The organism is Dyella flagellata (genome assembly GCF_030160275.1).
In the GTDB taxonomy this organism is placed as follows: domain Bacteria; phylum Pseudomonadota; class Gammaproteobacteria; order Xanthomonadales; family Rhodanobacteraceae; genus Dyella_B; species Dyella_B flagellata.
Map to the genome: position 1 here is coordinate 127,223 of NZ_BSOA01000053.1, position 26,024 is coordinate 153,246.

Genomic DNA, 26,024 nt, shown 5'->3' on the forward strand with positions numbered 1-26,024 from the left:
GCAAGCCGGGTAGAAAGCTGGGATTGGCATCCCAGCCTACGCTGGTGATGCTAAGCATGCAGATCATGAAACACCTGCGCATTGCCAGCCGCTGGATTGCGCGCTGGCAAAACTGGCTGGTGGCGGCGGCACTGCTGCTGGCAGTGCTGGCTGGTTGTCGTTTGTGGCCGCACCCGGCCCTGCGCAGCTGGCTGCCTTCTTCCACCGCGGTCTACGACAGCAAGGGACACTTGCTGCGCCTGACGCTGGCCAGCGATCAGCAATATCGCTTGTGGGTACCGCTCAAGGACATATCCCCGCAACTGGTCGACGGTGTGCTGCTGCACGAGGACCGCTGGTATGCATGGCACCCCGGATTCAACCCCTATGGCTTGCTGCGCGGTGCCTGGGTTACCTATGTGCGGCATCGCGCCCCGCAAGGCGGCTCGACCGTCACGATGCAGCTGGCGCGCTTGCTATGGGGGCTCAATACACGCACGCCATTGGGCAAGCTGCGCCAGATCGGGCGCGCTGTGCAGCTGGAGTTGTTCTATTCCAAGCACGACATCCTGGAGGCCTATCTCAACTTCGCACCCTATGGCGCCAACGTCCAGGGCGTCGCCACCGCCAGCCTGGTGTATTTCGGCAAGCCAGCCAGCGAACTCACCTTGCCCGAAGCTTTGACGCTGGCGGTGATCCCGCAAAATCCGTCGCGGCACTTGCTGAGCGGGGATGGTGTGGACAATGCGCTGATCAGCAGCGGCTTGGCCGATGCGCGCAATCGCCTGTACCAGGACTGGTTGAGCCGGCACCCGCAGGATGCCGGGCTGAAGCCGCTGTTCGCGTTGCCGCTGGCGCTTCGTGCGCGCAGCCGCCTGCCGTTCGAAGCACCTCACGCGGTGGAGCAGGTGCTGGCCGCGCAACAACTCAATGACAGCAATCGCAGCGCTATGGTGACCACCACGCTGGATCTGGATCTGCAACATATCCTGGAGCGCCAGATCGCCTTGTATGTAAAACGCAAGGCATCAAGCGGCATCGTCAACGCCGCGGCCTTGCTGCTCGATACCCGCGACATGAGCATCAAGGCGATGGTCGGCTCGGCCGATTATCACAATGCCGCCATCCAGGGACAGGTCAACGGCACGCTGGCGAAACGCTCACCGGGCTCGACCCTGAAGCCTTTCATCTATGCGCTGGGTTTCGATCAAGGCGTGCTGCATCCGCAAACTGTGCTGCGTGACGTGCCGACAGCGTTCGGGCCGTATACGCCGGAAAACTTCGACGGCCATTTTCTGGGACCGATCACCGCGACGCAGGCTTTGATCCGCAGCCGTAATATTCCCGCCGTGTGGGTGGCCTCCCAGCTGCATGAGCCCAGTCTCTACGATTTCCTGCAACAGGCGGGCATTGGCCGCCTGGCCAGCGAACAGCACTACGGCCTGTCGCTGGTGCTTGGTGGCGGTGAGGTGAGCATGCAGGAGCTGGCCGAGCTTTACGCCATGCTCGCCAATCGAGGCGTGCTGCGTCCGTTACGCCTGCGCGCCGACGATCCTGAGCCGGAAGGAACACGGCTGTTGAGCGACGAAGCCAGCTACATGGTGATGGACATCCTGCGCCAGAACCCGCGGCCGGACGAAGTGATCGGTGCGCAGGGACTGCGCCTGCCGGTGTACTGGAAAACCGGCACCTCATGGGCGTTCCGCGACGCCTGGACAGCGGGCAGCTTCGGGCCCTACGTGCTGGTGGTGTGGATCGGCAATTTCGATGGCAGCGGCAATCCTGCGTTCGTAGGGGTGGAGGCTGCCGCGCCGCTGTACTTTCAGATCATCGACGCACTGCGCGCCGAACACGTACCGTTGAACGAACCGATACGTGCCATGCCGGCCGGTCTGCGGCGCGTGCAGGTCTGCCTGGCCAGCGGCAACCTGCCGACTCAGTGGTGTCCGCAGCAGGGCCCGGCCTGGTTCATTCCCGGCAAATCGCCGATTCGCGTCGACAACATCTATCGACCAGTGGTGATGGACGACGCCACCGGCATGCCCGCCTGCCCGCCGTTCGACGGCAAGCGCACGCATGTAGAGGTCTACGAATTCTGGCCCTCGGACTTGCAACGCGTGTTCCAGCAGGCCGGCATGCCGCGCCGCCACCCGCCGGTGAATCCCGATTGCAGCGGCAGCGAGCACGTGAACGGGCTGCCGCCTAGCATCACTTCACCCTTGCGCGGCAGTACCTATACCTTGCGCCTGAAGCAGCTAGGCGAGGAACGCATCCCCTTCACCGTGACCAACGACGCGGATGTGCACAACTTGTACTGGTTCGTTGACGATGCCTACGTAGGCCGCAGCGCCCCCGGCGAGCCGTTGTATTGGCAGCCGCATGGGGCAGGGCGCTATACGGTGCGCGTGGTGGATGACCATGGGCTGGCCGATCAGCGCATCCTGGACGTGACCTTGGTTGAATAATCCGACTACGGAATAAACTTGCGTAGGCTGGGACTGGCGTCCCAGCCTACGCTATCCTGGTTGCCTTAGCCGCCTGGTTCATCTCCATGAAGCAAGCCTCGGTGCCGTCCTATTACCGCGCCACGGCCACGCCGTACGAGCCGTATGCGCCGCTGCAGGGCCGTGCTGAAGCGCGCGTGGCAATTATCGGCGGCGGCTTTGCCGGGCTGAATACCGCATTGGGGCTGGCTGAGCGAGGCGTGCGCGACATCGTTGTGCTGGAGCGAGAGCAGGTCGGCTTTGGCGCGTCGGGTCGCAATGGCGGATTCGTTTTTGGTGGCTATTCGCTCGGCGAGGAAGCGCTGCATCGGCAGCAGGGCGATGAGCGCGCCAAGCGCATTTTCGATCTCACCACCGCGGCGGTGCAGCGAATACGCGAGCGCGTGACTCGCTACTCGATGGCTTGCGACATGGTCGATCAGGGCGTGATCTGGGCCAACTGGTTCCGTGATCCGAACGTGCTGCGCAAACGGCAGCGTTTGCTTGCCGAGCAATACGGTGTGGATTGGGATTGGTTGCCGCAAGAAGAACTGCGCGAGCGGGTACGTAGCGAGCGCTATTACGATGGGCTTTACGAACGCAATGCTTTGCACTTGCATCCGTTGAATTACGCTATCGGACTCGCCGCGGCAGCCGTGCAGCAAGGTGTGCGTATTTGCGAAAACAGCGATGTCTGGCGCCTGCGTCGTGAAGGTGGCCATTGGCTCATCAGCACGCCGCAAGGCGAATTGCAGGCCGAACACGTAGTATTGGCGTGTGGCGGCTATCTCGCCGGTTTGCGCCGGCAGATCGATCGCGCGGTGCTGCCGATCGCCACTTATGTCATGGTGACCGAGCCGCTGGGCGATCGCTTGGACGAATGCCTTCAGACGCGTGCAGCCGTCTACGACACGCGCTTCGCCTTCGACTATTACCGACCCTTGCCCGATACGCGCCTGCTGTGGGGCGGCCGGATCTCGATTCGCAATCGTTCCGCAGCGGCCGTGCAGCGCGTGCTGACCCGCGACTTGCTGCGTGTTTTCCCCACGCTGAAAGGCGTTCGTATCGACTACGCATGGTCCGGTCTGATGAGTTATGCGCGCCACCAGATGCCGCAGGTCGGCACGGCTGGCGATGGTCTATGGTGGGCACAGGCGTTTGGCGGTCACGGCCTGGCACCTACGTGCGCGGCCGGCGAACTGCTGGCCGCGGCCATCGCCGACGGCGATGAGGGCTGGCGGCAGTTTGCCGACTACGGTCTTGCGCGTGCCTACAAGCCCTTCGGCCTGCTGGCGGCGCAGGCCAGCTATTGGTGGCAGGAATTCAACGACTGGTTCAAGACGAGTCTGGAAGGATGAACGTGCAGACAGTGGCGGCAGAAGCAATCAGCTGGGCGGATTTCGAGAAGGTGCTGATGGTGGCGGGCACGATCACGCGCGTGGAAGCCTTTCCCGAGGCGCGCAAGCCGGCCTGGAAGGTATGGGCGGATTTCGGTCCCTACGGCGAGCGCAAGACCAGCGCGCAGATCGCCGCACTGTATACGCCCGAATCATTGCTTGGCCGGCAGATCGTGGGGGTGATCAATTTTCCGGAAAAGCAGATCGGGCCATTCCGTTCGCAATTCCTGTTGACCGGCTTCCCCACCGAGCAGGGCGTGGTGATCACCAGCATCGAGCGCTCGGTACCGAATGGCACGCGGCTCGCGTGATTTATGAAGCGCATAGGCTGGGATTGCCATCCCAGCCTACAAGCGATCCAGCCATACCCCCAGTCCCTGCGCGTTGAGTTCGATATCCGTCCCCAGCCAATGCACCAGCGCTTCGCGATCACCATGCCAGCCGTGTTCCGCCGTGTGCGCGGCATACAGCTGGGTCAATTCGTGCACTAGCCGTGCGTGGCGGTCCGATGAATCCTTGGCGTCGAGCGCAATCACGACCATCGCATCGATCAGTGCATGCAGCTTGCCGGCCAGCCGCTCGACCTGTTCGACGCGGCCGAAGTGGGTGAGGTACATCGCGTCAGGCTTGAGCGCCAGCAAGCGCCTGATCGAAGCATGCAAGGCTTGAGGATCGAATTGCACCGGCGTGGTGGTCGGCAGGATGAAAGGCCCTAGCCGGGTGTCGAATTCACGATAGGAGAGGCCGAAGGTATCGCCGGTGAAGCACACATTGGCCTGCTCGTCGTACAGGGCCATGTGATGCTTGGCGTGACCCGGCGTATCGAGGCAGCGCAGATGGCGGCCACGTAGATCGACGACGTGGCCGTCGGGTGCTTCGACGATGCGCTCCGCCGGCACCGGGCGAAGCCGGCCGTAGGCTTGTTGCATGACTTCTTCGCCATAGACCGCAGTGGCGCCGGCCCATAGCTGGGAAGGGTCGGCCATATGCCGGGCGCCCCGGGGATGTACCACCAGCCTGGCGTTGGGCAGCCGCGCCATCAGCTCACCCGCGCCGCCCGCGTGATCGAGATGCACGTGGGTGAGGATCAGCCAATCCACTTCCGATGCATCGAGGCCGGCCGTGGCCAGCGCCGCCAGCAGGCGGGGCACGGAATGATGAGTGCCGCAGTCGATAAATGCAGCATGCCCGCGGTGAACCAGCAGGTAGGCTGCATCGAACCGCGGCCGTACAAAACCGGTATCGATCGTATGAATGCCGTCGGATGTCATGGGCAGCAATTTAGAGTCGTAGGCTCAACTATACGGCGCTTGAGTCCGAGACATTGTCGCCTCCTTCAACCACCTGATTTTCAGTTTGTGTGAACGCCGTGGCCCGGATAATGACCAGGCTTCGGTTTTCCCGCCAAGGAGAGACCATCATGCGTGCCAGTTCGTTCAGTCTTTCAGCTTGCGTGTTGGGCATGTCGCTACTGGGCTGCATCGCATCGGCCACGGCGCAAGATCAGCCGCCACCCGGTTCGATGCCCAGCCAAGGACAGCAGGCAGGAGCGCAGATGTCGCATACCATCAAGAGCGACGACATGGTCAACATGCATGGCATGCACACCATGCCCGCCACGGTCACCAAGGCCGACCCCAAGAGCGGCATCGTGGATGTGATGTCCGAAGGCATGGCGTTGCGCGTGCACTTTCCCCCGGCCGCGATGGCGACTTTGAAGGCCGGCGACAAGATCGGGCTGTACATGGGCTACAGCCAGGCGAATGTTGTGAAGTGAGCGAAGGAGCACATCGGGGCGAGTGCGCTTGCCGCATCAAGCTGACGCCGTGCACCAGCAAGCCTGGACTTGCTCCAGAGTTGCCGCCGGGGACCCGCCGGCAATAAGCTTGCCGCATGTCCCCGTCGTTTTCCCCACGCCGCGTCGCCAGCTCACGCTTTGTGCGTGTAATGGCCTTGCTCGCATGGTTGCTGATGACGGTGTCCGTGCCGGCCGTTTCGGCCGGCGTCATGGCGGATCAGCATCAACACTCCATGGGCATGGCTTCGATGACGATGGAGCACGCCATGCATGCCGGCAGCACGGCGGCAGGTGGCCAGCACGCTGATCATTGTTGTGGTGAAACGACCCATCCGGCTTGTCATTGCGAAGCCATGTGCGGTGCGGCGCTGCTGCCTTGCGTAGAGGCTTTGCACGGGCCTGCGCAACTGGCCGTCATGCGTGCATTGATGCCTAGTCTCGATGCGCCTACCCCTGATCTGATCCCTCCCTTGCGGCCACCCGCAGCCTGAAGCGTCCGTGACATAACCGTTCGGCGGTGCGCGCATCTAGCGCGATCCGCCTTGCAGTATCGCTTCGCATTGGGAGTTGTCGCATGAACAGTTTCTACCCGCCGCCAGCGGTCGACGAGGCGCGGCGGCGATTCGTCCAGGGTCTTGCCGTGGGCGGCGCTACGGCCGCGCTGGGCCTGATGGGGCCGGCTCGCGCCGCAATCGCCAACCGCTTTGTCAGCCCCGCTGTGCTCAGTGGCACGGACTTCGCCCTGGACATCGGCCAGACGCGAGTGAACTACACCGGCACGCCCGGCATCGCCACCACCGTCAACGGCGGCCTGCCTGGGCCTATCCTGCGCTGGAAGCAAGGTACCCAAGTCCGCTTGCGTGTCACGAACCATTTGCGCGTGCCGACCTCCATCCACTGGCACGGCATCATTCTCCCGTTTGACATGGATGGCGTGCCTGGCATCAGTTTCGACGGCATCGCCCCCGGGCAAAGCTTCGTCTACCGCTTCGACGTGCGGCAGTCCGGCACCTACTGGTACCACGCGCATTCGGGCTATCAGGAACAGACCGGGCTGCTTGGCGCCTTGATCATCGACCCGCAAGGCCGTGAACGTTTTGCCGCCGATCGCGATTACGTAGTGCTGCTCAACGATTGGAGCGATGACCATCCTGCGAGCATCTACGCGCGCCTGAAGAAAGACAGCGGCTACTACAACACCGCCCAGCCCAGCGTGGCCGATTTCATGCGCGATGCGCAGCACCTGGGGCTGCGCGAAGCTTTCGCCAAGCGCCGGATGTGGAATGCGATGCGCATGAATCCCTCTGACCTCAGCGATGTGACGGCGTATACCTATACGTATCTGATGAACGGAAACACGCCGGCCGGCAATTGGACCGGCCTGTTCCATCCCGGCGAAAAACTGCGTCTGCGCATCGTCAATGGATCGGCCATGACGATCTTCGACCTGCGCATTCCGGGCCTGAAAATGAGCGTGGTCAGCGCCGACGGGCAAGACGTGGAACCGGTGCCGGTGGATGAATTGCGCATCGTCCCGGCCGAGACCTATGACGTCATTGTCGAACCGCAGGAGGATCGCGCGTACACCTTGTTTGCCCAATCCATCGATCGCAGCGGCTACGCGCGCGGCACGCTGGCACCGCGCCCAGGCATGGAGGCCGCCGTGCCGGCGATGGATCCGCGCGTATGGCTCAGCATGCAGGACATGATGGGAAATATGTCATCGCATGGTAGCGGCATGCAGGGGATGCCTGGCATGTCGAACATGCAGGACATGCCCGGCATGGCCATGGACGATCACGCACCCGCAGCCAAACTGAAAACGGAGCCAGGCGTGGACATGCGCGTGCAGACGCCGCGCACGAACCTGGACGACCCTGGCGTGGGTTTGCGCGACAACGGCCGGCGCGTGCTCACCTACGTCGATCTGCATACGATCGGCGGTCCGCTCGACCAACGTGAGCCGGAGCGGGACATCACGCTGCGCCTGACCGGCAATATGGAGCGCTACACCTGGTCGTTCGACGGCGTGAAATTCTCCGATGCGCAGCCCATGCGCTTCCATCAAGGCGAGCGTCTGCGCATCGTGCTCGTCAATGACACCATGATGCATCACCCGATCCATCTGCATGGCATGTGGAGCGAGGTGGAAAATGCCGCCGGCGACTTCCAACTGCGCAAACACACGGTCAGCGTGCAGCCAGCCCAACAAATCAGCTATGCGGTCACTGCCGACAACCCCGGGCGTTGGGCGTATCACTGCCACATGCTGTTTCACATGGAGGCGGGCATGTTCCGTGAGGTGGAAGTGGCATGAACGGACGTATCCACAGCCGGTGGCGACGTGCGTGGTTGGCATGTCTGGCGCTTACGTTGCCTGGTACCGGCCTGGCGCAAGACGCCTTGTCCATGAGTCATCACGACGAACCACCGCCGGCCATGCAGGACATGGACATGAACGATCGCGCGCGCTACGGCATGCTGCTCGTCGACCAACTGGAATTCACCCATGGCTATGGCGGCAATGGCCCGGCATGGGAGGCCGAAGCCTGGTACGGCAACGACAGCGACAAGTTGTGGTTGCGCAGCGAAGGGGAGGGTAGCAACAGGCGGATCGAGCGCGGCGATCTGGAAGCGTTGTGGGGCCATTCCGTGTCAGCCTTCTGGGCTACCCAGCTGGGCGTGCGCCACGACCTGGGGCTGGGGCCGCAACGCAACTGGGCCGCCTTCGGCGTCGAAGGGCTGGCGCCGTACTGGTTCGAACTGGAAGCAACGGGCTACCTCAGCGACCGGGGGCGCCTAGCCGCACGCTTGCGCGCGGAATACACCGTGCGGTTCACCCAGCGCCTGATCCTGCAGCCGGAGCTTGAGATCAATCTCTACGGCAAGGACGATCCCGCGCAACGCATTGGCAGCGGCGTTTCCGATACCCAGCTTGGGCTACGCCTTCGCTACGAAATCACGCGGCAGTTTGCGCCTTATGTTGGCGTAGTATGGTCCCGTCGCTTCGGTACCACCGCCACGTTCGCTCGCGTGGATCGCGAACCTGTTTTCGACCGGCAAGTCGTGGCCGGCGTCCGTTTCTGGTTTTAGGGAGCTGCCATGAAAACCATCATCAGCACGATTGTGGTCCTTGTCATTCTGGCTTTGCTCGGCTACGTCTACGCCGGGTCTGGCAACTACAACATTGGCGCGGATGTTCCGCATTGGCCCGCTACCTATCGCTTTTTGAGCATGGTCCGCAGCCGCTCGATCCAGCACCAGGCCGAATCGGTCAGCGTGCCCAAGCTCAACGATCCTGCGCTGATTCTGAAAGGGGCGGGCCAGTATGCGGCGATGTGCACCGGCTGCCACCTTGCGCCGGGCATGCACGATTCGGAGTTGCGTGCCGGTCTTTATCCGCAGCCGCCCGTGTTCGACCAACAGCCGATCGATCCGCGTGAGGCGTTCTGGGTCATCAAGCATGGCATCAAGCTGACCGCGATGCCGGCCTGGGGCGCCACGCACGACGACCAGACCATCTGGAGCATCGTCGCCTTCGTGCGCACGCTGCCCGGCATGACGCCGGCGCAATACAAGGACATCGTCGCCAAGGCGCCACCGGATGAAGACATGGATATGGGGCATGACAAAGACGACATGCACGATATGCATTCGCATTGATGCCTGTAGGCTGGGATGACAATCCCAGCTTCGAGATGCAGCACGGCAAGCTGGGATTGTCATCCCAGCCAGGGGCTAGCCTGGTTGAGGCCGATCGGTCTGGGGCCGGTGATACTCGGCCTCCTTGTGCACAAGCGCCTTCACGCTGCGCCGCACACGCGCCACCAGGCCCACCGTACGGGTAAACAGGTACTCGGGCAGGCTGATGTAGCCCTCCCGCAGCAGCCGGCGACGCATGATGCGACGGGCGCGATGGACCGCCATGAAGTCATCGCTGAGCCCATGCTGGCCGGGAGCACGTGCGTTCCAGATCGCCAGCACCTGATTGATCTTGGCGCAGCGATGACCGGAAAACCGGATCTGCGACCACAGCAGGTAGTCTTCCGAGAACCACACCTTTTCGTCGAAGCGGAACGGCAGGTCGCGACGCAGCGTCACCGAGGCGGTCGGAAGAGGATTGTGGAACAGCATTCGGAAGCGCCCGATGATCTGCGTCTGGATCGGTTCCTGCGGTGCTGGGATCGGTGTGCCGCGCTCGCGAACGACCATCTGATGCGCGATCAGCGCAATGCTAGGGTCCGCTTTCAGCGCCGCCATTTGCAATTCCAGCTTGCGCGGCGCCCAGGTGTCATCGGCATCGAGGAAGGCGATGTAGGTCTGTGTGGCCTGTTCCCAGGCGATATTGCGCGCACGCGATGGGCCACCGTTGTCCGCCAGCGCGATCACTTTGATCCAGCCCTCTTCGTAGGCTGCGGCGATTCGTTGCAAGGCGGCGAGGGATCCATCGCCGCTGCAGTCTTCCACCAGCAGGACTTCGGCAGGGAGCAAAGTCTGATTTGCGATCGAGCCGACGGCCTCATCAATGGTTGCGGCACAGCGATAACAGGGAACCACTACGCTTACGGGAGCCCGCGTGGCGACGGTTTCATGGTGATGTCGTGTATCCGGTCCGATAGTTGCTGTCTTCATTTCATCATGCATGGAATGGAATCCTGGGGTCTTGCCGTTTGCTCTCTTGAGGGCGGTTTCAATCTGCGCTTGCACGGCTGGCAGTGATACCTGGCACGTCCCCTGGTGCCCGTTCGAACAGATTAGTTTTTTATGGCAGTTTCAGTGATAGCGGAATGAAGAACACATCTACACGACGTGTTTTTCTTGCGCTGAAATCTCACTGAAATGCTGTGAAAGCTCGCGTGGGCAGGCATTCGCACGCGCGCAATTGGACAGCCTTGATGCCATAGCAGCGTGACTACAGCATGCCGCGCTCACCAGGCGATCTTTTACGAATGAAACTGTGTGTCCGGGAAGCAGCCGTAAGACGCCGTGCTATCGATTGCGGTTTAATCTGCGCATCCTGGCAGCGGGTGTAAGCCGTGTCCTTGTTTCCACTACACGACCTGTTGGCTGTTGTGTGCGGATCGCTGGTTGGTTTTTCGCTGGCCTTGATCGGTGGTGGCGGCTCGATTCTCTCCATGCCAATGCTGCTCTATGTGGTGGGCGTGCATGACCCACATCGGGCGATCGGCACCAGTGCACTGGCGGTCGCCGCCAATGCCTTTGCCAATCTGATCCCGCATGCCCGGGTCGGCCACGTGCGGTGGCGTGCGGCCTTCACCTTCGCCGCAACCGGGATGGTCGGCGCCTATATGGGTTCGAGCCTGGGCAAGCTGGTCGATGGCCGGCATTTGCTGGTGTTGTTTGCACTGTTGATGCTGGCGATTGCCGCGCTGATGCTGCGCGGCCGACGGGAGCACGATGGCAAGGGTTATCCGCACCGCAACATGTTTTCTCGCCTGGGCGCGGCGGGATTCGGTGCGGGCGGATTGGCGGGATTTTTCGGTATTGGCGGCGGTTTCCTGATCGTGCCAGGCCTGGTGTTCGCCAGCGGCATGGCGATGATCGAGGCGATCGGCACTTCCTTGTTTTGTGTCGGCGCATTTGGCCTGACGGCTGCGCTCAACTACGCCGCAGCCGGTTGGGTAGCGTGGCCAATGGCATGGAAGTTCGTTGCCGGCGGTGTAGCAGGCGGCTGGCTGGGCTCATGGGCTGCCGAAAAATTGTCCGCCGTGCGGGGTGTGCTCAGCCTGCTTTTTGCTGCTGTGATCACGGCGGTGGCCCTTTTTATGCTGGCAAAAAGCTTGCTTCCGTAGGGGTTTTAGGCTTGCAGGTCCGTCCGAACGCATCTTTTTGGGCTTTTTTTGCCTTGGCTAGTTGGCGAGCGCACAAATTTCCCCTACATTTCGCTCGCCGAAAGGCATATTTCAACAATCCAAATAACGATGGGGTAGTCCATGGCAAAGAAGGCAGCAAAAGGCAAGTCGGCGTCCAAGGCCGCCGCGGCTCCGAAGCCGATCAAAGACGCACTGAGCAAGTCCGGTCTGGTTGCGCATCTGGCGGAAACCACGGGTCTTGCGTCCAAGGACGTGCGTGGCGTTCTGTCCGCGCTGGAAGGTGTGGTGCACGCGTCGGTGCATAAGAAGGGCGCCGGCATGTTCACCCTGCCTGGTCTGCTGAAGATCACCGCTGTCAATGTGCCGGCCAAGCCGCGGCGCAAGGGCATCAACCCCTTCACGAAGGAAGAGCAGTGGTTCGCCGCCAAGCCCGCCACCGTGAAGGTGAAGATCCGTCCGCTGAAGAAGCTCAAGGACGCGGCGCTCTGATCCTCGCCTAAAGCCGTTGTGCCAAGCGGCGGCTGCAAGCAAATGACGGGATGCGTCACCGCAAGGTGGCGCATCCCGTTTTTTATGGCACTCGCACCATCCACTTCCGTCCAAACCAGCAGCGTGTTATTACGCGCATGTCCTTGAGGGCATCGGATGTGCCTGCAAGGGACCAAGGGGGGACGTAAGGCGGCCGCGCAAGCCTAGCAGCGTGGTCTCGCTCACCGTTTCATTCATGGGAGACGACAATGGTGTTCAAGCGACTTTGTGCCGAGTTTTTCGGCACTTTCTGGTTGGTGCTCGGCGGTTGCGGTAGCGCGGTATTGGCGGCCGCCTTTCCGAATCTGGGTATCGGTTTCGCCGGCGTGGCGCTGGCATTCGGACTTACCGTGGTCACCATGGCTTATGCCTGCGCGGGCATTTCCGGGGCGCACTTCAATCCCGCGGTCACGGTGGGCCTGTTCTTCGGCGGACGCTTCAGCGCCAAGGACGTTATTCCCTACATCCTTGCGCAGGTGATCGGCGCAATCGTCGCCGCCGCCGTGCTCTACGTGATTGCCAGCGGCAAGCCTGGGTTCGACGCCACGGCCAGCGGTTTCGCCTCCAATGGCTATGGCGAGCATTCGCCCGGCGGCTATTCGTTGCAGGCGTGCATCATGAGCGAGTTCGTGCTCACCGCCATGTTCCTGATCGTGATCCACGGTGCTACCGACCGCCGCGCACCGGCTGGCTTCGGCCCGCTGGCGATCGGCCTGGCGCTTACCGTGATCCACCTGATCAGCATCCCGGTCACCAATACTTCGGTGAATCCTGCGCGCAGCACCGGCGTGGCGGTGTTCCAGGGCACCTGGGCGTTGCAGCAGCTATGGATGTTCTGGGTGGTGCCGTTGCTTGGTGGCGCAGCGGGCGGCCTGATCTTCCGCTTCCTGCTGGGCGAAGACGTGGCCAGGCCCAGCCTGACCACGTCCGCGCAGCCGGGCGTGAGCAACGCCTGAGTTGGTTCGCCTGCACTCCCTCCCTTGCGTGTAGCAGGGGAGGGCTGCTTTTGGCCGCAAAACCCCCGCCAACCACCTTGCAATTGAACTCGCCAACCCCAACGATGCAGGCGTCCCGACCCGAGGTTATTGCAGTGGCGCATGCGATCGTCGAACTGATTGCCGACTATGGCTTGCTGCTGATTTTCATCAATGTTTTGGTGGAGCAGGCCGGCTTGCCATTGCCGGCGGTGCCGGCCCTGGTCGTGGCCGGGGCGTTGTCGTCCACCGGCAAGTTGCCGCTGGTCGGGGTAGTGCTGGTGGCACTGCTGGCGTGCCTGATCAGCGATTTTGCCTGGTATGTGGCGGGCCGCCGTTATGGCGCGTCGGTGATGCGCACGCTTTGCCGCATTTCGCTTTCCCCCGATTCCTGCGTCAAGCAGTCGGAACTGCGCTTCCAGCGTTGGCGCGGCCAGATTCTGCTGATCGCCAAGTTCGTGCCGGGTCTTTCCACCATCGCGCCGCCACTGATGGGCGCGATGAGGTTGCGCCCGCAAGTGTTCATGTTGCTCGATGCGCTGGGTTCGCTGATCTGGATCGGGCTGATCGTCGGTCTGGGTTACGCATTTTCGCAGCAGATCGACCGCGTGCTGTTTGCGCTGGCCAGCGCCGGCACGGTGGCGGTGGAAGTGCTGTCGGCATTGCTGATCGCCTATGTCATCGTGAAATGGTGGCAACGCAAGCGGCTGCTGCTGGCCTTGCGACTGGCGCGCATCAGCGTGGATGACCTCCATCGCCTGATTGAAGACGGCAAGGCGCCGGTGGTAGTGGATGTGCGTTCGCAGGCCTCGCGCCTGGCCGACAGCCGCATCATTCCCGGTTCGTTGATGGTTAATCTTGGCGGCATCGAGCAGGAACTCGTGCACGTGTCGATCGATCAGGAAGTGGTCATCTACTGCAGCTGCCCGAACGAGGTTTCCGCGGCTACGGCGGCGAAGGGGCTGCTGATGATGGGATACCGCAAAGTGCGTCCGCTGCAAGGCGGGCTGGATGCATGGGCCGATGCCGGCTATGCCATCGAGCACCTGGCAGTGCAGCCGGTTGCGGTGCCGCAAGCGGTCATGTCCGGACACGCCCAGTGAAGGTGGGCTGGGATGACAATCCCAGCATCTGCGGACTGCCAATAAGCTGGGATTGTCATCCCAGCCTACACACCGGCGGTTATGCAAAGAATCAGACCACCGATGGAGTCTGTCCATCGGTGGTCTAGTGTTGCCTCAGGTCAGGCCCGTTTTACCAAGCGGATAAGGAACAGCAGTACCACTGCACCAAGGGTCGCGGTGATGATGGACATGATCCATCCACCACCGAGGTGGATGCCAAGCACCCCCGTCAACCAACCACCTATGAAGGCGCCGGCAATGCCGACGATGATATCGACCAGCAAACCGAAGCCGCTGCCTTTGACGAACTGACCGGCCAGCCAGCCGGCGATGGCGCCGATGATCAGCCACGCGAGAATGCCATGCATGTAAAAACCCCCAAGATTGAACGATGTCATCGAGTCATGACGGGCGGACTGTATCAGCTCGCTGGGACGAAGGAATTCAGAAAATTCCTAGAACGAAGGGCGGCCCGTAGGCTGGGATGACAATCCCAGCTTCGCGATGCACATCCTCGGCAATGCTGGGATTGCCATCCCAGCCTATGATCTAACGCTTGCGTACCCGAATTTCACGTACCGGCAGCTACTTTTTAAACGCAGCGCACTGTGACGCATGCCCGCTGGCGTGCGAAGAACGCCAGAGCATCGGCATGCTCCGGCGGCAGGCGGCTGCCGAGCCGGACCCGGAGCGATGTTCAGGACCGACCAATCCGTTCTTTTACAGGCAGCACTCCACACTCATTCGGCTACGCACTACGCCGTATCGCTGGCAGCAGCCGAGGAATCGATGGAGCCCGCGCTACGCGCGGAGCTGTTCAGCGCCGAGCAGATGGAGCAGCACGGCATGGCGCTGGCCAGGCAGCACAAGCTCAGCCCGCGCTCGTCGTCGGACCGCTTGCTTGAGCGCCTGGATGAAAATGCGGACTTGCTGTTGCAGGCCTGCGAAGCGCTGACCGCAGCGGCCAAGAGCAACCGGCGCATCTCGCCGGCCGCCGAATGGCTGCTGGACAACTACTACCTGATCGAAGACCAGATCCGCATTGCGCGCAAGCATCTGCCACGGCGTTACAACCGCGAGCTGCCGTGCCTGGTGCAGGAAGGCGAAGGGAGCGGCTTGCCGCGCGTGTATGTGCTGGCGCTGGAAACCATCTCGCACGGCGACGGCCGCGTGGACGACGAAAGCCTGGGCCGCTTCATTTCCGCCTACCAGCGCGTGCAGCCGCTGAAACTGGGCGAGTTGTGGGCCATTCCGATCATGCTGCGTCTGGCGCTGATCGAAAACCTGCGCCGCGCCGCTGTACGGGTACTGTCGGATTGGCACTATCGCGAGCAGGCCGGTAAATGGGCCGACTTGCTCACCGAGATCGCCGAGCGCGATCCCAAGAGCGTGGTGATCGGCGTCGCCGACATGGCGCGTTCGGATCCGCCGATGACCAGCGCCTTCGTGGCGGAACTCGCACGCCGCCTGCAAGGGCAGAGCACGGTGCTGGCGATGCCGCTGACCTGGGTCGAACAGCGCCTGGCCGAAAGCGGCTCCAACACCGAGCACCAATTGCAGCTCGAAGCGCAGGAACAGGCGGCCAACCAGGTTTCCGTCGGCAACAGCATCGGCAGCCTGCGCCATCTGTCGGCGATCGACTGGCATGCATTCGTCGAGCGCCTGAGCATCGTCGAGCAGACGCTGCAGCAGGACCCGGCCGGCGTCTATCCGAACATGGATTTCGCCACCCGCGACCACTACCGCCATGTGATCGAGCGGCTGGCGCGCGCCAGCCAGCTTGGCGAAGGGGAAGTGGCGCATGAGGCTATCGAGCTTGCGCGTGCCTGGGCGGCGGAGCATGCACCTGAAGCTATCCAGGCCCACGCCGGTTATTACCTGATCGATGAGGGCTTGCCGGCGCTGGAGCAAAAGGCCGGTTATCGCTATCACGCCTGGATGAACCTGCGGCGCGGGCTGTTGCGCCGGCCGTTGGCATGGTACGCGGGGCTGATCGTGCTGCTCACCTTGGCGTTCGCCGCGCCGATCGTATACGCCGCTGGCACCAACCGCTATGGGAGCTGGGCTTTGGTACTGATCGCCATCCCGGCCTTGCTTGCCACCAGCCAGTTTGCGCTGGGGCTGGTGAACTGGCTGGTTACGCTGACGACTTCGCCTGGCATGTTGCCGCGCATGGACTATTCGCGCGGTGTGCCGCCTTCGTCGCGCACGCTGGTGGTGGTGCCTGCCATGCTGGGCGACAGCCAGGACGTGGAAGACATGGTCGAGGCCTTGGAAGTGCATTTCCTCGCCAACCGCGATCAGAACATTCATTTTGCCTTGCTCAGCGATTTCAAGGACGCGGACGAGGAGCGATTGGAACACGACCAGGCCATCCTGCGCCTGGCCCGCCAGTATCTGGAGGCGTTGAACGCCAAGTACGCGCCCGGCTCAGGCGACCGCTTCTATCTGCTGCACCGGCCGCGACGCTACAACCACGCCGACAAGTTGTGGATGAGCTACGAGCGCAAGCGGGGCAAGCTTACCGACCTCAACAATCTGTTGCGCGCAGGTGATACCAGCCCCTTCATGCTCACGGTCGGGCCGATCGAAGTGTTGCGTGGCATCCGCTACGTGGTGACACTCGATGCCGATACGCAACTGCCGCGCGACGCTGCGCAAGCGTTTGCAGGCGTGATGGCACACCCGCTCAACCGTCCCTTCTACGACGCGTCGAAAGGACGCATGCTGCGCGGCCACGGCATCCTGCAGCCGCGACTTGGCATCAGCCTGCCCAGCAGCGGACGCTCGCGCTTCGCCATGTTGTTCGGCAGCGAAGTGGGTATCGATCCCTATACCCGCATGGTTTCGGATGTTTATCAGGATCTGTTCGGCGAAGGTTCGTTCATCGGCAAAGGCGTGTATGACGTGGACGCTATCACGCAGTCGTTGGATGGCCGCTTTCCCGACAACACCATCCTGAGCCATGACCTGATTGAAGGTTGCTACGCGCGGTCGGGGTTGCTCAGCGACGTGCCGCTGTACGAGGAGTACCCGTCCAGCTATGTCGGCGACTATCAGCGCCGCCACCGCTGGGTTCGCGGTGACTGGCAATTGCTGCCATGGGTGTTGCCGCGCGTACCGAACGCGCGGGGCGAATGGGTGAAGAACACGCTGGGCGGCCTGTCGCGCTGGAAGATCTTCGACAACCTGAGGCGCAGCCTGGTGGCGCCATCGTTCCTGGCCTTGTTCCTGATCGCCTGGGGCTGCTTGAACCAGCCGATCATCTGGACAGTGGCTGTATTGGCCTTGCTGTTCACCTTGCCGCTGTTGTCGTCGCTGCTGGCGATCGCGCAGAAACAGGAAGACATTACGCTGACCTCGCACCTGAAGTCGGCGATAACGCCGGCCGGCCAACATCTCGCGCGTGCCCTGTTTAACCTGCTCAGCTTGCCGCACGAAGCGTATTACAGCCTCGATGCCATCCTGCGCACGCTGTGGCGCATGGCAGTGAGCCGGCGAAACCTGCTGCAATGGCGCACTTCGCGCGACGTGGCGCAGGAAGGAATGCGCTCGATCGCGTATACCTACCGCGTGATGTGGATCAACCCCGTGCTGGCCGTGCTGACTATCATCGCGGTGTGGTCGCGGCAGCCCCTCGCGCTGGCTCCTGCAGTGCCGGTGCTGCTGTTGTGGTTGATCGGGCCTGCCGTGGTGCAGTGGTCGAGCGGGCAACGCAAAGAAGCGGCCTTTGCCCCGTCGCGGCGGGAGATGCGTTTCCTGCGCGCGTTGTCGCGCCGCACCTGGGCCTTCTTCGAAACCTATGTAGGGGCAGAGGACAATTGGCTACCACCTGACAACGTGCAGGAAGTACCCGCCCACGTAGTGGCGCATCGCACCTCGCCCACCAACATCGGCTTGTCCTTGCTGTCCTGTCTCGCCGCCTACGATTTCGGCTTCATCAGCGCTGCGCGCTTGCTCGACCGCGTTGCCAAGACCTCGCAGACCTTGCAAGGCATGTCGCGCTATCGCGGACATCTCTACAACTGGTACGACACTGTCACGCTGCAGCCGTTGGCGCCGAACTATGTTTCCTCGGTGGACAGCGGCAATCTCGCCGCGCATCTGCTGGTGTTGCGACCCGGCTTGCTTGCGTTGTTGGACGAGCCGCTGTTCCATCCGCGCCTGCTGGAAGGCCTGCGCGATACGCTCACGCTGCTGCGCGATGCGTTGCCGGAAGGCCATTCCAATGCCGCCATCGCCAGCCTGCGCCAGTTGTTGCGCGAAAATGTTCGGCAACCGCCGGCAACGCTCGATCGCGTGATGATCCATCTGGTGGACCTGCAGATGCGCATCGGCAATCTTGATGCCCTCGTGCCCCACGATGAAAGTTCTGAAGCGCACTTTTGGTTCCAGCGCCTGTGCGAGCAGCTTGCCGATGTGCGCCATGAGGTGGATCTGGCCTCGGCATGGACGGCTCACCTGGCCGAGCAGGAGGGCATTCCCAGCTTGCGGCAGGTGCTGATCGCGGCCGGCACCAACAACGACAGCGATCCGTTCGGTCCCAAGGCCCGCCGCGATGAAATCCTGCGCCTGGCTTCGAACATCTCGGAACTGGCCGTCATGGATTTCCGTTTCCTGTTCGACCCGCGCAAGAAGCTGCTGTCGATCGGCTACAACGTCGACGAGCGCCGGCTGGATGCAAGCTGCTACGACCTGCTGGCTTCGGAAGCGCGCCTGGCGAGCTATCTCGCCATCGCGCAAGGGCAACTGCCGCAGGACAGCTGGTTTGCGCTGGGTCGCCTGTTGACCACCGCCGGCGGCAAGCCGGTGCTGCTGTCGTGGTCGGGCTCGATGTTCGAATACCTGATGCCGATGCTGGTGATGCCCAGCTATCAGGGCACGCTGCTGGACCAGACCTGCCGCGCCGCGGTACGGCGTCAGATCGAATACGGCCGCCAGACCGGCGTGCCATGGGGCGTTTCCGAATCCGGCTACAACACCGTCGACGTGCATCTGAATTACCAGTACCGCGCCTTCGGCGTACCCGGTCTAGGGCTCAAGCGCGGTCTGGGCGAGGACGTGGTGATCGCGCCCTATGCATGTGTCATGGCCTTGATGGTGGCGCCGGTCGAGGCCTATGCCAACCTCGATCGGCTTGCGGCCGAAGGCAGGCGAGGGCGCTTTGGTTTCTATGAAGCGGTCGACTATACGCCGGCACGCGTGCCGCATGGACAGAACGCGGTGACGGTGTCCTCGTTCATGGCCCACCACCAGGGCATGAGCCTGCTGTCGCTGGCCTACCTGCTGCTGAACCAGCCGATGCAAAAACGCTTCGACAACGATCCACAGTTCCGCGCCATTGCCTTGCTGTTGCAGGAGCGCGTGCCGAAGAACGCCACCGAATACCTGCAGAGCATCAGCTTCGAATCGCTGCAGGCCGGGATCGCCACGGCCGACAATCCGCTGCGCGTGTTCAGCGATCCGGACATGCCGCGGCCGGCGGTGCAATTGCTGTCCAACGGCCGCTATCACGTGATGATGAGCAGTGCCGGCGGCGGCTACAGCCGTTGCCGCGACCTGGCCGTGCACCGCTGGCACGAGGATTATACGCGCGACAACTGGGGTCAGTTCTGCTATTTGCGCGACGTGGAAACAGGTGAGTTCTGGTCCACCACCTATCAGCCCACGCTGGCCAGGCCCGATCACTACGAAGCCATCTTCTCCGACGCGCGAGCGGAGTTTCGCATACGCAAGCATCACTACGACGCGCATACCGAGATCGTCGTATCGCCGGAGGACGACATCGAGTTGCGCCGCGTGCGCCTGACCAATCGCGGCCGGCGTCCGCGCACTATCGAGATCACCACGTTTGCGGAACTGGTGATCGCGCCACCGATGGCCGATGCTTCACATCCGGCCTTCAGCAACCTGTTCGTGCAGACCGAATGGGTGGCGGCCACGCAAGCCCTGCTGGGCACGCGCCGCCCACGCGCCAACGATGAACGAGTACCGTGGATGTGTCACCTGATCGCGGTCCACGATGCGGCAGTGGATGAGATTTCCTACGAGACGGATCGCGCGAAATTCATCGGACGCGGCCGCAGCATGGCCAAGCCGTTGGCGCTGAGCAAGCTGGCGTCGCATGCCCAACTTTCCAACACGGTGGGCTCGGTGCTCGATCCAATCGTGGCCATCCGTGTACGCATCACACTACCGCCGGAAGCATCGGCCACCGTCGATGTTGTCACCGGTGTGGCTGAGCAGCGCGACAGCTGCCTGCACTTGGCCGAGAAGTACCGTGACCGCCATCTGGCCGATCGCGTGTTCGACCTAGCCTGGACGCATAGCCAGGTGCTGTTGCAGCAACTCAACGCCACCCATGTGGACGCACGGCTGTATGAGCGCATGGCGGCATCCATTCTTTACGCCAACACACTGATGCGGGCCGAAACGAGCGTGCTGCAGGCCAATCGCCGTGGGCAGTCGGGCCTGTGGGGGCAGGCGATTTCAGGCGACTTGCCGATCGTGCTATTGCGCATCGGCGACATCGCCAACATCGAGCTGGTGCGGCAGCTCGTGCAAGCGCACGCGTATTGGCGCATGAAAGGGCTGGCGGTGGACCTGGTGATCTGGAACGAGGACCAGGCCGGCTACCGGCAGGAATTGCAGGACTTGATCCTCGGCCTGATCGCTTCGAGCACGGAAGCGAACCTGATCGACCGCCCTGGCGGCATTTTCGTGCGTCCCTCGCAGCAGTTGTCGACGGAGGATCGCGTGCTAGTGCAGTCGGTGGCGCGCATCGTGCTCTATGACAGTCGCGGCACGCTGGCCGAGCAGATCGAGCGCCGCCGGGTGGAACCGCAACTGCCGGCGCTGAGCACTAGCAGGCTCGGTCCGCCCGAGACCACGGCGATCGAGGACGATACCCAAACGCTTTTGGACACACTGCAGTTGAGCAACCGCTACGGTGGTTTCTCGCCCGACCTCAGCGAGTACGTGATCGTGCTGCGTCCAGGCCGACACACGCCGGCACCGTGGTCCAACGTGCTGGCCAATCCCGATTTCGGCTGCGTGGTCTCCGAGGCCGGCAGCGCCTACACCTGGGCGGAGAATTCGCACGAATTCCGGCTTACGCCCTGGCACAACGATCCGGTCAGCGACAGCTGCGGCGAAGCAGTCTATCTGCGCGACGAGGACACCGGCCGCTACTGGTCACCCACGCCACTGCCGCATCGTGGCAAGGGCACTTATGTAACGCGACATGGTTTTGGCTATTCGGTGTTCGAGCACGTCGAGGACGGCATTCATATCGAGCTGTGGATGTATGTGGCCTTGCACGCGCCGGTGAAGTTCTGGGTGCTGCGGGTGTCTAACCGCTCCGGCCGTGCGCGGCGCCTGTCCGCGACCGGGTACGTGGAGTGGGTGTTGGGCGATATGCGCAACAAGTACGCCATGCATATCGTGTCCGAATCCGATCCGGCGACTGGCGCCCTGCTGGCGCGCAATGCGTACAACACGGAGTTTCCGGGCCGGGTGGCGTTCTTCGATACCGATGCCGGCAGCCGCAGCGTGACCTGCGACCGCATGGAATTCCTGGGCCGCAATGGCCATCCGCGGGCACCGGCTGCGCTCAGCCGCATCGGCCTGTCCGGGCGCATCGGCGCGGGCCTCGATCCCTGCGCGGCGATCCAGGTGCCGTTCGAGCTGGGCAAGGACGAATCCCGCGAGGTGATTTTCCGCCTCGGTGCGGCGCCTGATGCCAGGGCGGCGAGCGATCTGGCGCATCGCCATCGCGGCTCCGGCGCGGCCGCGGCAGCGCTGGAGGAAGTGCGCATGCATTGGCGCTGGACCTTGGGCAAGGTGCAGGTGAGCACGCCGGACATCGGCGTGAATGCCTTGGCCAACGGCTGGCTGATGTACCAGGTCATCGCCGCACGCTTCTGGGGCCGCAGCGGCTATTACCAGTCCGGTGGCGCCTTCGGTTTCCGCGACCAGTTGCAGGACTCCATGGCGATGATCCACGCCAGCGCGTACAGCGCGCGGCAGCATCTATTGCTGTGCGCGGCGCACCAGTTCGTGGAAGGCGATGTCCAGCACTGGTGGCATCCGCCTTCCGATCGCGGCGTGCGCACGCATTGTTCGGATGACTACCTGTGGCTGCCGTTGGCGCTCAGCCGCTACGTCCATACCACGCACGACACCGGCGTCATGGACGAGCGCATCGGCTACATCGAAGGGCGGCCGCTGCGGCCGGAGGAGGAATCCTATTACGACCTGCCGGCGCGTTCGCAGCAAAGCGCCACGCTGTACGAGCACTGCGTGCTGGCGATCGAGCGCGGCATCGATGCGCTTGGGGCGCACGGTCTGCCGCTGATCGGCACCGGCGACTGGAACGACGGCATGAATAAGGTCGGCGAAAAGGGCCACGGCGAAAGCGTATGGCTGGGTTTCTTCCTGTACGAAGTGCTGAATTCGTTTGCCCAGACCGCGCGGCGCCGCCAGGATGAAAGCTTCGCGCAGCGCTGCGAAGAGCAGGCAGGCAAGCTCGCCGCCGCGCTGAACGAGCACGCCTGGGACGGCGAGTGGTACCGGCGCGCGTATTTTGACGACGGCACGCCGCTGGGTTCGAAGCAGAACGAGGAATGCCGCATCGACTCGATCGCGCAAAGCTGGTCGGTATTATCGGGCGCGGCGCCACCGGAGCGCCGAAAGCAGGCGCTGGAATCGCTGGACCGGTATCTGGTGAAGCGCGCCGCCGGCATCATCCAACTGCTCGATCCGCCGTTTGACCGCACGCCAATGGACCCTGGCTACATCAAGGGCTATGTGCCCGGCGTACGGGAAAACGGCGGCCAGTACACGCATGCCGCCGTTTGGGCCACGATGGCCTTTGCTGACATGGGGGATGCGCGGCGCGCGTGGGAACTGCTACGCATGATCAGTCCGATCCATCACGGCGGCGGCGAGCGCATCGATGGGTACAAGGTGGAGCCCTATGTGGTCGCCGCCGATGTCTATTTCGGCGGCGTGCACGACGGCCGTGGCGGCTGGACCTGGTACACCGGCTCCGCCGGCTGGATGTACCGTCTGATCATGGAATCGCTGCTGGGCCTGCGCGTGGAGGGGGAAAGCCTGTACATCGCCCCTGTGCTTCCGCCAGACTGGACGGAGTACCGCCTGAGCTACCGGCACCGCGAGACTGATTACCAGATCGTGGTGCACGTGGCGCAGGACGGGGCGGAACCGCGCCGCATCCTGTTCAACGGCAAGCCGGTCGAAGGTGACCGCCTGCCGCTGATCGACGATGGCGGCGAGCACCACGTGGATGTTTATTTGTGAATCAAGCCAACGCTTCGCACGTATTCCTGCTGGACGTCGACAATACCTTGCTCGACAGCGACCGCTTCACTGCCGACCTGCACGCGCATCTCACGCGGGAGTTCGGCCAGGCCGAATGCGATCGCTACTGGGCGATCTACGAACAGCTGCGCACTTCGCTGGGTTACGTCGATTATTTAGGCGCGCTGCAGCGCTTCCGCCTGGAGAACGATACCCGTCCGGGCGTGTTCAACTTGGCGTACTGGCTGCTCGATTATCCCTTCGAGCACCGGCTGTACGCCGGCGCGCTGGAGGCTGTCGACGAGCTCAACAAGCTTGGCCGGGCGGTGATCCTTTCCGACGGAGACGTTGCGTTCCAGCCGCACAAGATCGAGCGCGCCGGCATTCGTGGCGTCGTGCGCGGGGAAGTGTTGATCTTCGTGCACAAGGAACTGGCCTTGCAGCAGATGCAGGCGCGCTATCCGGCCAGTCACTACGTGGTGGCGGATGACAAGCCGGACCTGCTGGCGAAGATGAAGCACCTGCTCGGCGATCGCCTCACCACGGTGTTCGTGCGCCAGGGGCATTACGCTTTGCGGGCGAACTTGGACGAGCTGCAGCCCAGGCCCGACTACACCATCAACGCCATCGGCGAGCTGCCGGCCCTGGCGGCCGAACTGGTGCGGGCCGCCGCATGAACGGATCGCCACCGTCAACGCGGCACAGACGAAGGGTTGATGTGCCGTCGCCGATAATGCGCCGCTGCCTGATCGGCTCCAGTCCCTGCAAGCAGGGGCTGGAGCATGTGACCCCTCAACCAGGAATCCCCAACACGTGAACCCTAACGTTGACGCCCGCGCCGGAAAGCCCGCTCCGCAAGCCATGCTGGTGGACGTGCCCAAGCTGCTGGACGCCTATGCGGAGCTGCGCCCGGACCCCACCGAACCCGCCCAGCGCGTGAGCTTCGGCACCTCCGGTCATCGCGGCTGCTCGTTCGAGGCTAGCTTCAACGAATGGCACGTGCTGGCCATCACCCAGGCCATTTGCGACTACCGTCGCCAGAAGCACATCACCGGCCCCCTGTATATCGGCATCGATACGCACGCGCTGTCCCAGCCGGCGTTCGAAAGCGCGCTCGAAGTGCTGGTCGCCAATGAGGTGGCGGTAGCCATTTCCGCTGGCGGCGAATACACGCCCACCCCGGCCGTGTCGCATGCCATCCTCACCTACAACCGCAATCGCCTCGACGGATTGGCCGACGGCATTGTCGTCACGCCTTCGCACAACCCGCCCACCGACGGCGGCTTCAAGTACAACCCGCCCAATGGCGGTCCGGCCGAAACCGACGTCACCAGCTGGATCCAGCAACGCGCCAATGCCTTGCTCGAAAGCCGGCTCGACGGGGTGAAGCGGATGAGCTATCCGCAGGCGCGCCGATCCAGCCTGGTGCAGGAATACGATTTCCTCGGGCGTTACGTCGAGGACCTGAAGAACATCATCGACTTCAATGTGATCCGCAGTTCCGGCGTGCGCATGGCGGTCGATCCGCTGGGCGGCGCCGGCGTGCATTACTGGCAACCCATCGCGCAGCGTTACGGCATTGACCTGAGCATCGTCAGCGACTCGGTCGATCCCACCTTCGGTTTCATGACCGTGGATTGGGATGGCAAGATCCGCATGGATCCTTCCTCGCAATACGCGATGCAGCGCCTGATCGGCTTGAAGGATCGCTACGACGTGGCGTTTGCCTGCGATACCGACCACGACCGCCATGGCGTCGTCGCGCGCAGTGTGGGGCTGATGCCGTCGAATCATTACTTGTCGGTCATGGTGGACTATCTGTTCCGCCACCGCCCGCAGTGGACCGACAAGGCCAGCGTGGGCAAGACCGTGGTGAGCAGCTCGCTGATCGATCGCGTGACCGAGCGCCTGGGGCGCCGGCTGTATGAAGTGCCGGTCGGTTTCAAATGGTTCGCCGACGGCCTGTTCAATGGCGTGCTGGGTTTCGGCTGCGAAGAAAGCGCGGGTGCTTCCATGCTGCGCCATGACGGCAAGGTCTGGACCACCGACAAGGACGGCATCGTGCCGGCGCTGCTGGCCGCGGAAATGACCGCACGCATGGGCAAGGATCCGGGCGAGCTGTACGCCGATCTGACTGGTGCCTTGGGCAAGCCGTATTCCAGCCGCGTTGACGCTGCCGCGAATGCGCAGCAGAAGGCCCGGCTCGCCAAGCTTTCGCCTGAGCAATTGCAGAGCAAGGAGCTGGCCGGGGAGAAGATCGTCGGGGTGCTCGATCGCGCACCCGGCAACAATGCGCCGATCGGTGGCATCAAGGTGATGGCCGAAAACGGCTGGTTCGCCGCGCGCCCGTCGGGTACCGAGGAGATCTACAAGATCTACGGCGAGAGCTTCCGCAGCGAAGAGCACCTGCAGGCGATCCTGCAGGAGGCGCAGGGCATCGTGGATGCGGCGTTGGCCGGCTGAAGGCAGCTTCACGCCCGGAGGGCCAGATCTTTCAGGTGGCGAGTATTTGCCCCCTCCCCTGCAAGCACCTGATTAGCGTCGAGTCTCAGCTGGGTTTCGCAAATCCTGCTCGGTCCTGGAGCA

Annotated in this window: 18 protein-coding genes; 15 read left to right on the forward strand and 3 right to left on the reverse strand. The window is 63.0% G+C overall.

What is annotated here, in order from left to right; all coding sequences use genetic code 11:
• The first annotated feature begins 65 nt into the window (after positions 1-65).
• From pbpC to QQJ96_RS23370, 3 genes are all read left to right on the forward strand, one after another.
• A complete protein-coding gene (gene pbpC / locus QQJ96_RS23360; protein WP_284334442.1) occupies positions 66-2,444 on the forward strand; it encodes a penicillin-binding protein 1C in 2,379 nt (792 codons plus the stop codon).
• 86 nt (positions 2,445-2,530) lie between these two features.
• Entirely contained in the window at positions 2,531-3,820 is a 1,290-nt protein-coding gene (locus tag QQJ96_RS23365; RefSeq protein ID WP_284334443.1) for an NAD(P)/FAD-dependent oxidoreductase, read from the forward strand.
• On the forward strand, positions 3,817-4,170 hold the full coding sequence (locus QQJ96_RS23370) for a tRNA-binding protein (RefSeq protein WP_284334444.1): 354 nt from the start codon (positions 3,817-3,819) through the stop codon (positions 4,168-4,170). Before QQJ96_RS23365 ends, QQJ96_RS23370 begins: the two co-directional genes overlap by 4 nt.
• A gap of 36 nt (positions 4,171-4,206) precedes the next feature.
• Here QQJ96_RS23370 and QQJ96_RS23375 read toward each other — a convergent pair whose 3' ends face one another.
• Positions 4,207-5,130, reverse strand: a complete 924-nt coding sequence (locus QQJ96_RS23375) for an MBL fold metallo-hydrolase (RefSeq protein WP_284334445.1) — start codon at positions 5,128-5,130, stop codon at positions 4,207-4,209.
• Between the two features lie 149 nt (positions 5,131-5,279).
• Here QQJ96_RS23375 and QQJ96_RS23380 point away from each other — a divergent pair, with 149 nt between their 5' ends.
• The 5 genes from QQJ96_RS23380 to QQJ96_RS23400 all read left to right on the forward strand — a co-directional run bounded on the left by QQJ96_RS23380 (position 5,280) and on the right by QQJ96_RS23400 (position 9,320).
• Positions 5,280-5,636: a hypothetical protein gene (locus QQJ96_RS23380; protein WP_284334446.1), complete on the forward strand. Its 357-nt coding sequence runs from the start codon at positions 5,280-5,282 to the stop codon at positions 5,634-5,636.
• 116 nt (positions 5,637-5,752) lie between these two features.
• On the forward strand, positions 5,753-6,148 hold the full coding sequence (locus tag QQJ96_RS23385; RefSeq protein ID WP_284334447.1) for a hypothetical protein: 396 nt from the start codon (positions 5,753-5,755) through the stop codon (positions 6,146-6,148).
• 83 nt (positions 6,149-6,231) lie between these two features.
• Positions 6,232-7,974, forward strand: a complete 1,743-nt coding sequence (locus QQJ96_RS23390; RefSeq protein ID WP_284334448.1) for a copper resistance system multicopper oxidase — start codon at positions 6,232-6,234, stop codon at positions 7,972-7,974.
• Positions 7,971-8,750 carry a copper resistance protein B gene (locus QQJ96_RS23395; protein WP_284334449.1) on the forward strand — a complete coding sequence of 260 codons (780 nt, stop codon included), beginning with the start codon at positions 7,971-7,973 and terminating at the stop codon, positions 8,748-8,750. The genes QQJ96_RS23390 and QQJ96_RS23395 overlap by 4 nt, the downstream gene beginning before the upstream one ends.
• A gap of 9 nt (positions 8,751-8,759) precedes the next feature.
• Entirely contained in the window at positions 8,760-9,320 is a 561-nt protein-coding gene (locus QQJ96_RS23400) for a c-type cytochrome (RefSeq protein WP_345782725.1), read from the forward strand.
• Positions 9,321-9,395: 75 nt separating this feature from the next.
• On the opposite strand, the gene QQJ96_RS23405 is transcribed toward QQJ96_RS23400, so the two are convergent.
• A complete protein-coding gene (locus tag QQJ96_RS23405) occupies positions 9,396-10,289 on the reverse strand; it encodes a glycosyltransferase family 2 protein (RefSeq protein ID WP_284334450.1) in 894 nt (297 codons plus the stop codon).
• Positions 10,290-10,699: 410 nt separating this feature from the next.
• On the opposite strand from QQJ96_RS23405, the gene QQJ96_RS23410 reads away from it, so the two are divergent.
• The 4 genes from QQJ96_RS23410 (at position 10,700) to QQJ96_RS23425 (ending at position 14,096) form a co-directional block, all read left to right on the forward strand.
• Positions 10,700-11,470 carry a sulfite exporter TauE/SafE family protein gene (locus QQJ96_RS23410; protein ID WP_345782726.1) on the forward strand — a complete coding sequence of 257 codons (771 nt, stop codon included), beginning with the start codon at positions 10,700-10,702 and terminating at the stop codon, positions 11,468-11,470.
• Between the two features lie 141 nt (positions 11,471-11,611).
• Complete coding sequence (locus QQJ96_RS23415; RefSeq protein ID WP_284334452.1) at positions 11,612-11,980, forward strand: HU family DNA-binding protein; 369 nt, start codon at positions 11,612-11,614, stop codon at positions 11,978-11,980.
• Positions 11,981-12,228: 248 nt separating this feature from the next.
• Positions 12,229-12,975, forward strand: a complete 747-nt coding sequence (aqpZ, locus tag QQJ96_RS23420; protein WP_284334453.1) for an aquaporin Z — start codon at positions 12,229-12,231, stop codon at positions 12,973-12,975.
• 50 nt (positions 12,976-13,025) lie between these two features.
• Complete coding sequence (locus QQJ96_RS23425) at positions 13,026-14,096, forward strand: DedA family protein/thiosulfate sulfurtransferase GlpE (protein WP_284334454.1); 1,071 nt, start codon at positions 13,026-13,028, stop codon at positions 14,094-14,096.
• Between the two features lie 140 nt (positions 14,097-14,236).
• Here QQJ96_RS23425 and QQJ96_RS23430 read toward each other — a convergent pair whose 3' ends face one another.
• Positions 14,237-14,485, reverse strand: coding sequence for a GlsB/YeaQ/YmgE family stress response membrane protein (locus QQJ96_RS23430; protein WP_284334455.1), 249 nt, complete (start codon positions 14,483-14,485; stop codon positions 14,237-14,239).
• Positions 14,486-14,810: 325 nt separating this feature from the next.
• Between QQJ96_RS23430 and QQJ96_RS23435 the strand changes: the two genes are divergently transcribed.
• The 3 genes from QQJ96_RS23435 to pgm all read left to right on the forward strand — a co-directional run bounded on the left by QQJ96_RS23435 (position 14,811) and on the right by pgm (position 25,901).
• Positions 14,811-23,438, forward strand: coding sequence for a glycoside hydrolase family 94 protein (locus tag QQJ96_RS23435; protein ID WP_284334456.1), 8,628 nt, complete (start codon positions 14,811-14,813; stop codon positions 23,436-23,438).
• On the forward strand, positions 23,435-24,115 hold the full coding sequence (locus QQJ96_RS23440; protein ID WP_284334457.1) for an HAD family hydrolase: 681 nt from the start codon (positions 23,435-23,437) through the stop codon (positions 24,113-24,115). The genes QQJ96_RS23435 and QQJ96_RS23440 overlap by 4 nt, the downstream gene beginning before the upstream one ends.
• A 136-nt stretch (positions 24,116-24,251) precedes the next feature.
• On the forward strand, positions 24,252-25,901 hold the full coding sequence (gene pgm, locus QQJ96_RS23445) for a phosphoglucomutase (alpha-D-glucose-1,6-bisphosphate-dependent) (RefSeq protein WP_284334458.1): 1,650 nt from the start codon (positions 24,252-24,254) through the stop codon (positions 25,899-25,901).
• The last annotated feature ends 123 nt before the right edge of the window (positions 25,902-26,024 follow it).

What these genes read in the sequence shown, in the direction of transcription:
- pbpC (WP_284334442.1), top strand. Translation starts at nt 66, where the DNA reads ATGAAACACCTGCGCATTGCCAGCCGCTGGATTGCGCGCTGGCAAAAC.
- QQJ96_RS23365 (WP_284334443.1), top strand. Translation starts at nt 2,531, where the DNA reads ATGAAGCAAGCCTCGGTGCCGTCCTATTACCGCGCCACGGCCACGCCG.
- QQJ96_RS23370 (WP_284334444.1), top strand. Translation starts at nt 3,817, where the DNA reads ATGAACGTGCAGACAGTGGCGGCAGAAGCAATCAGCTGGGCGGATTTC.
- QQJ96_RS23375 (WP_284334445.1), bottom strand. Translation starts at nt 5,130, where the DNA reads ATGACATCCGACGGCATTCATACGATCGATACCGGTTTTGTACGGCCG.
- QQJ96_RS23380 (WP_284334446.1), top strand. Translation starts at nt 5,280, where the DNA reads ATGCGTGCCAGTTCGTTCAGTCTTTCAGCTTGCGTGTTGGGCATGTCG.
- QQJ96_RS23385 (WP_284334447.1), top strand. Translation starts at nt 5,753, where the DNA reads ATGTCCCCGTCGTTTTCCCCACGCCGCGTCGCCAGCTCACGCTTTGTG.
- QQJ96_RS23390 (WP_284334448.1), top strand. Translation starts at nt 6,232, where the DNA reads ATGAACAGTTTCTACCCGCCGCCAGCGGTCGACGAGGCGCGGCGGCGA.
- QQJ96_RS23395 (WP_284334449.1), top strand. Translation starts at nt 7,971, where the DNA reads ATGAACGGACGTATCCACAGCCGGTGGCGACGTGCGTGGTTGGCATGT.
- QQJ96_RS23400 (WP_345782725.1), top strand. Translation starts at nt 8,760, where the DNA reads ATGAAAACCATCATCAGCACGATTGTGGTCCTTGTCATTCTGGCTTTG.
- QQJ96_RS23405 (WP_284334450.1), bottom strand. Translation starts at nt 10,289, where the DNA reads ATGAAGACAGCAACTATCGGACCGGATACACGACATCACCATGAAACC.
- QQJ96_RS23415 (WP_284334452.1), top strand. Translation starts at nt 11,612, where the DNA reads ATGGCAAAGAAGGCAGCAAAAGGCAAGTCGGCGTCCAAGGCCGCCGCG.
- aqpZ (WP_284334453.1), top strand. Translation starts at nt 12,229, where the DNA reads ATGGTGTTCAAGCGACTTTGTGCCGAGTTTTTCGGCACTTTCTGGTTG.
- QQJ96_RS23430 (WP_284334455.1), bottom strand. Translation starts at nt 14,485, where the DNA reads ATGCATGGCATTCTCGCGTGGCTGATCATCGGCGCCATCGCCGGCTGG.
- QQJ96_RS23435 (WP_284334456.1), top strand. Translation starts at nt 14,811, where the DNA reads ATGTTCAGGACCGACCAATCCGTTCTTTTACAGGCAGCACTCCACACT.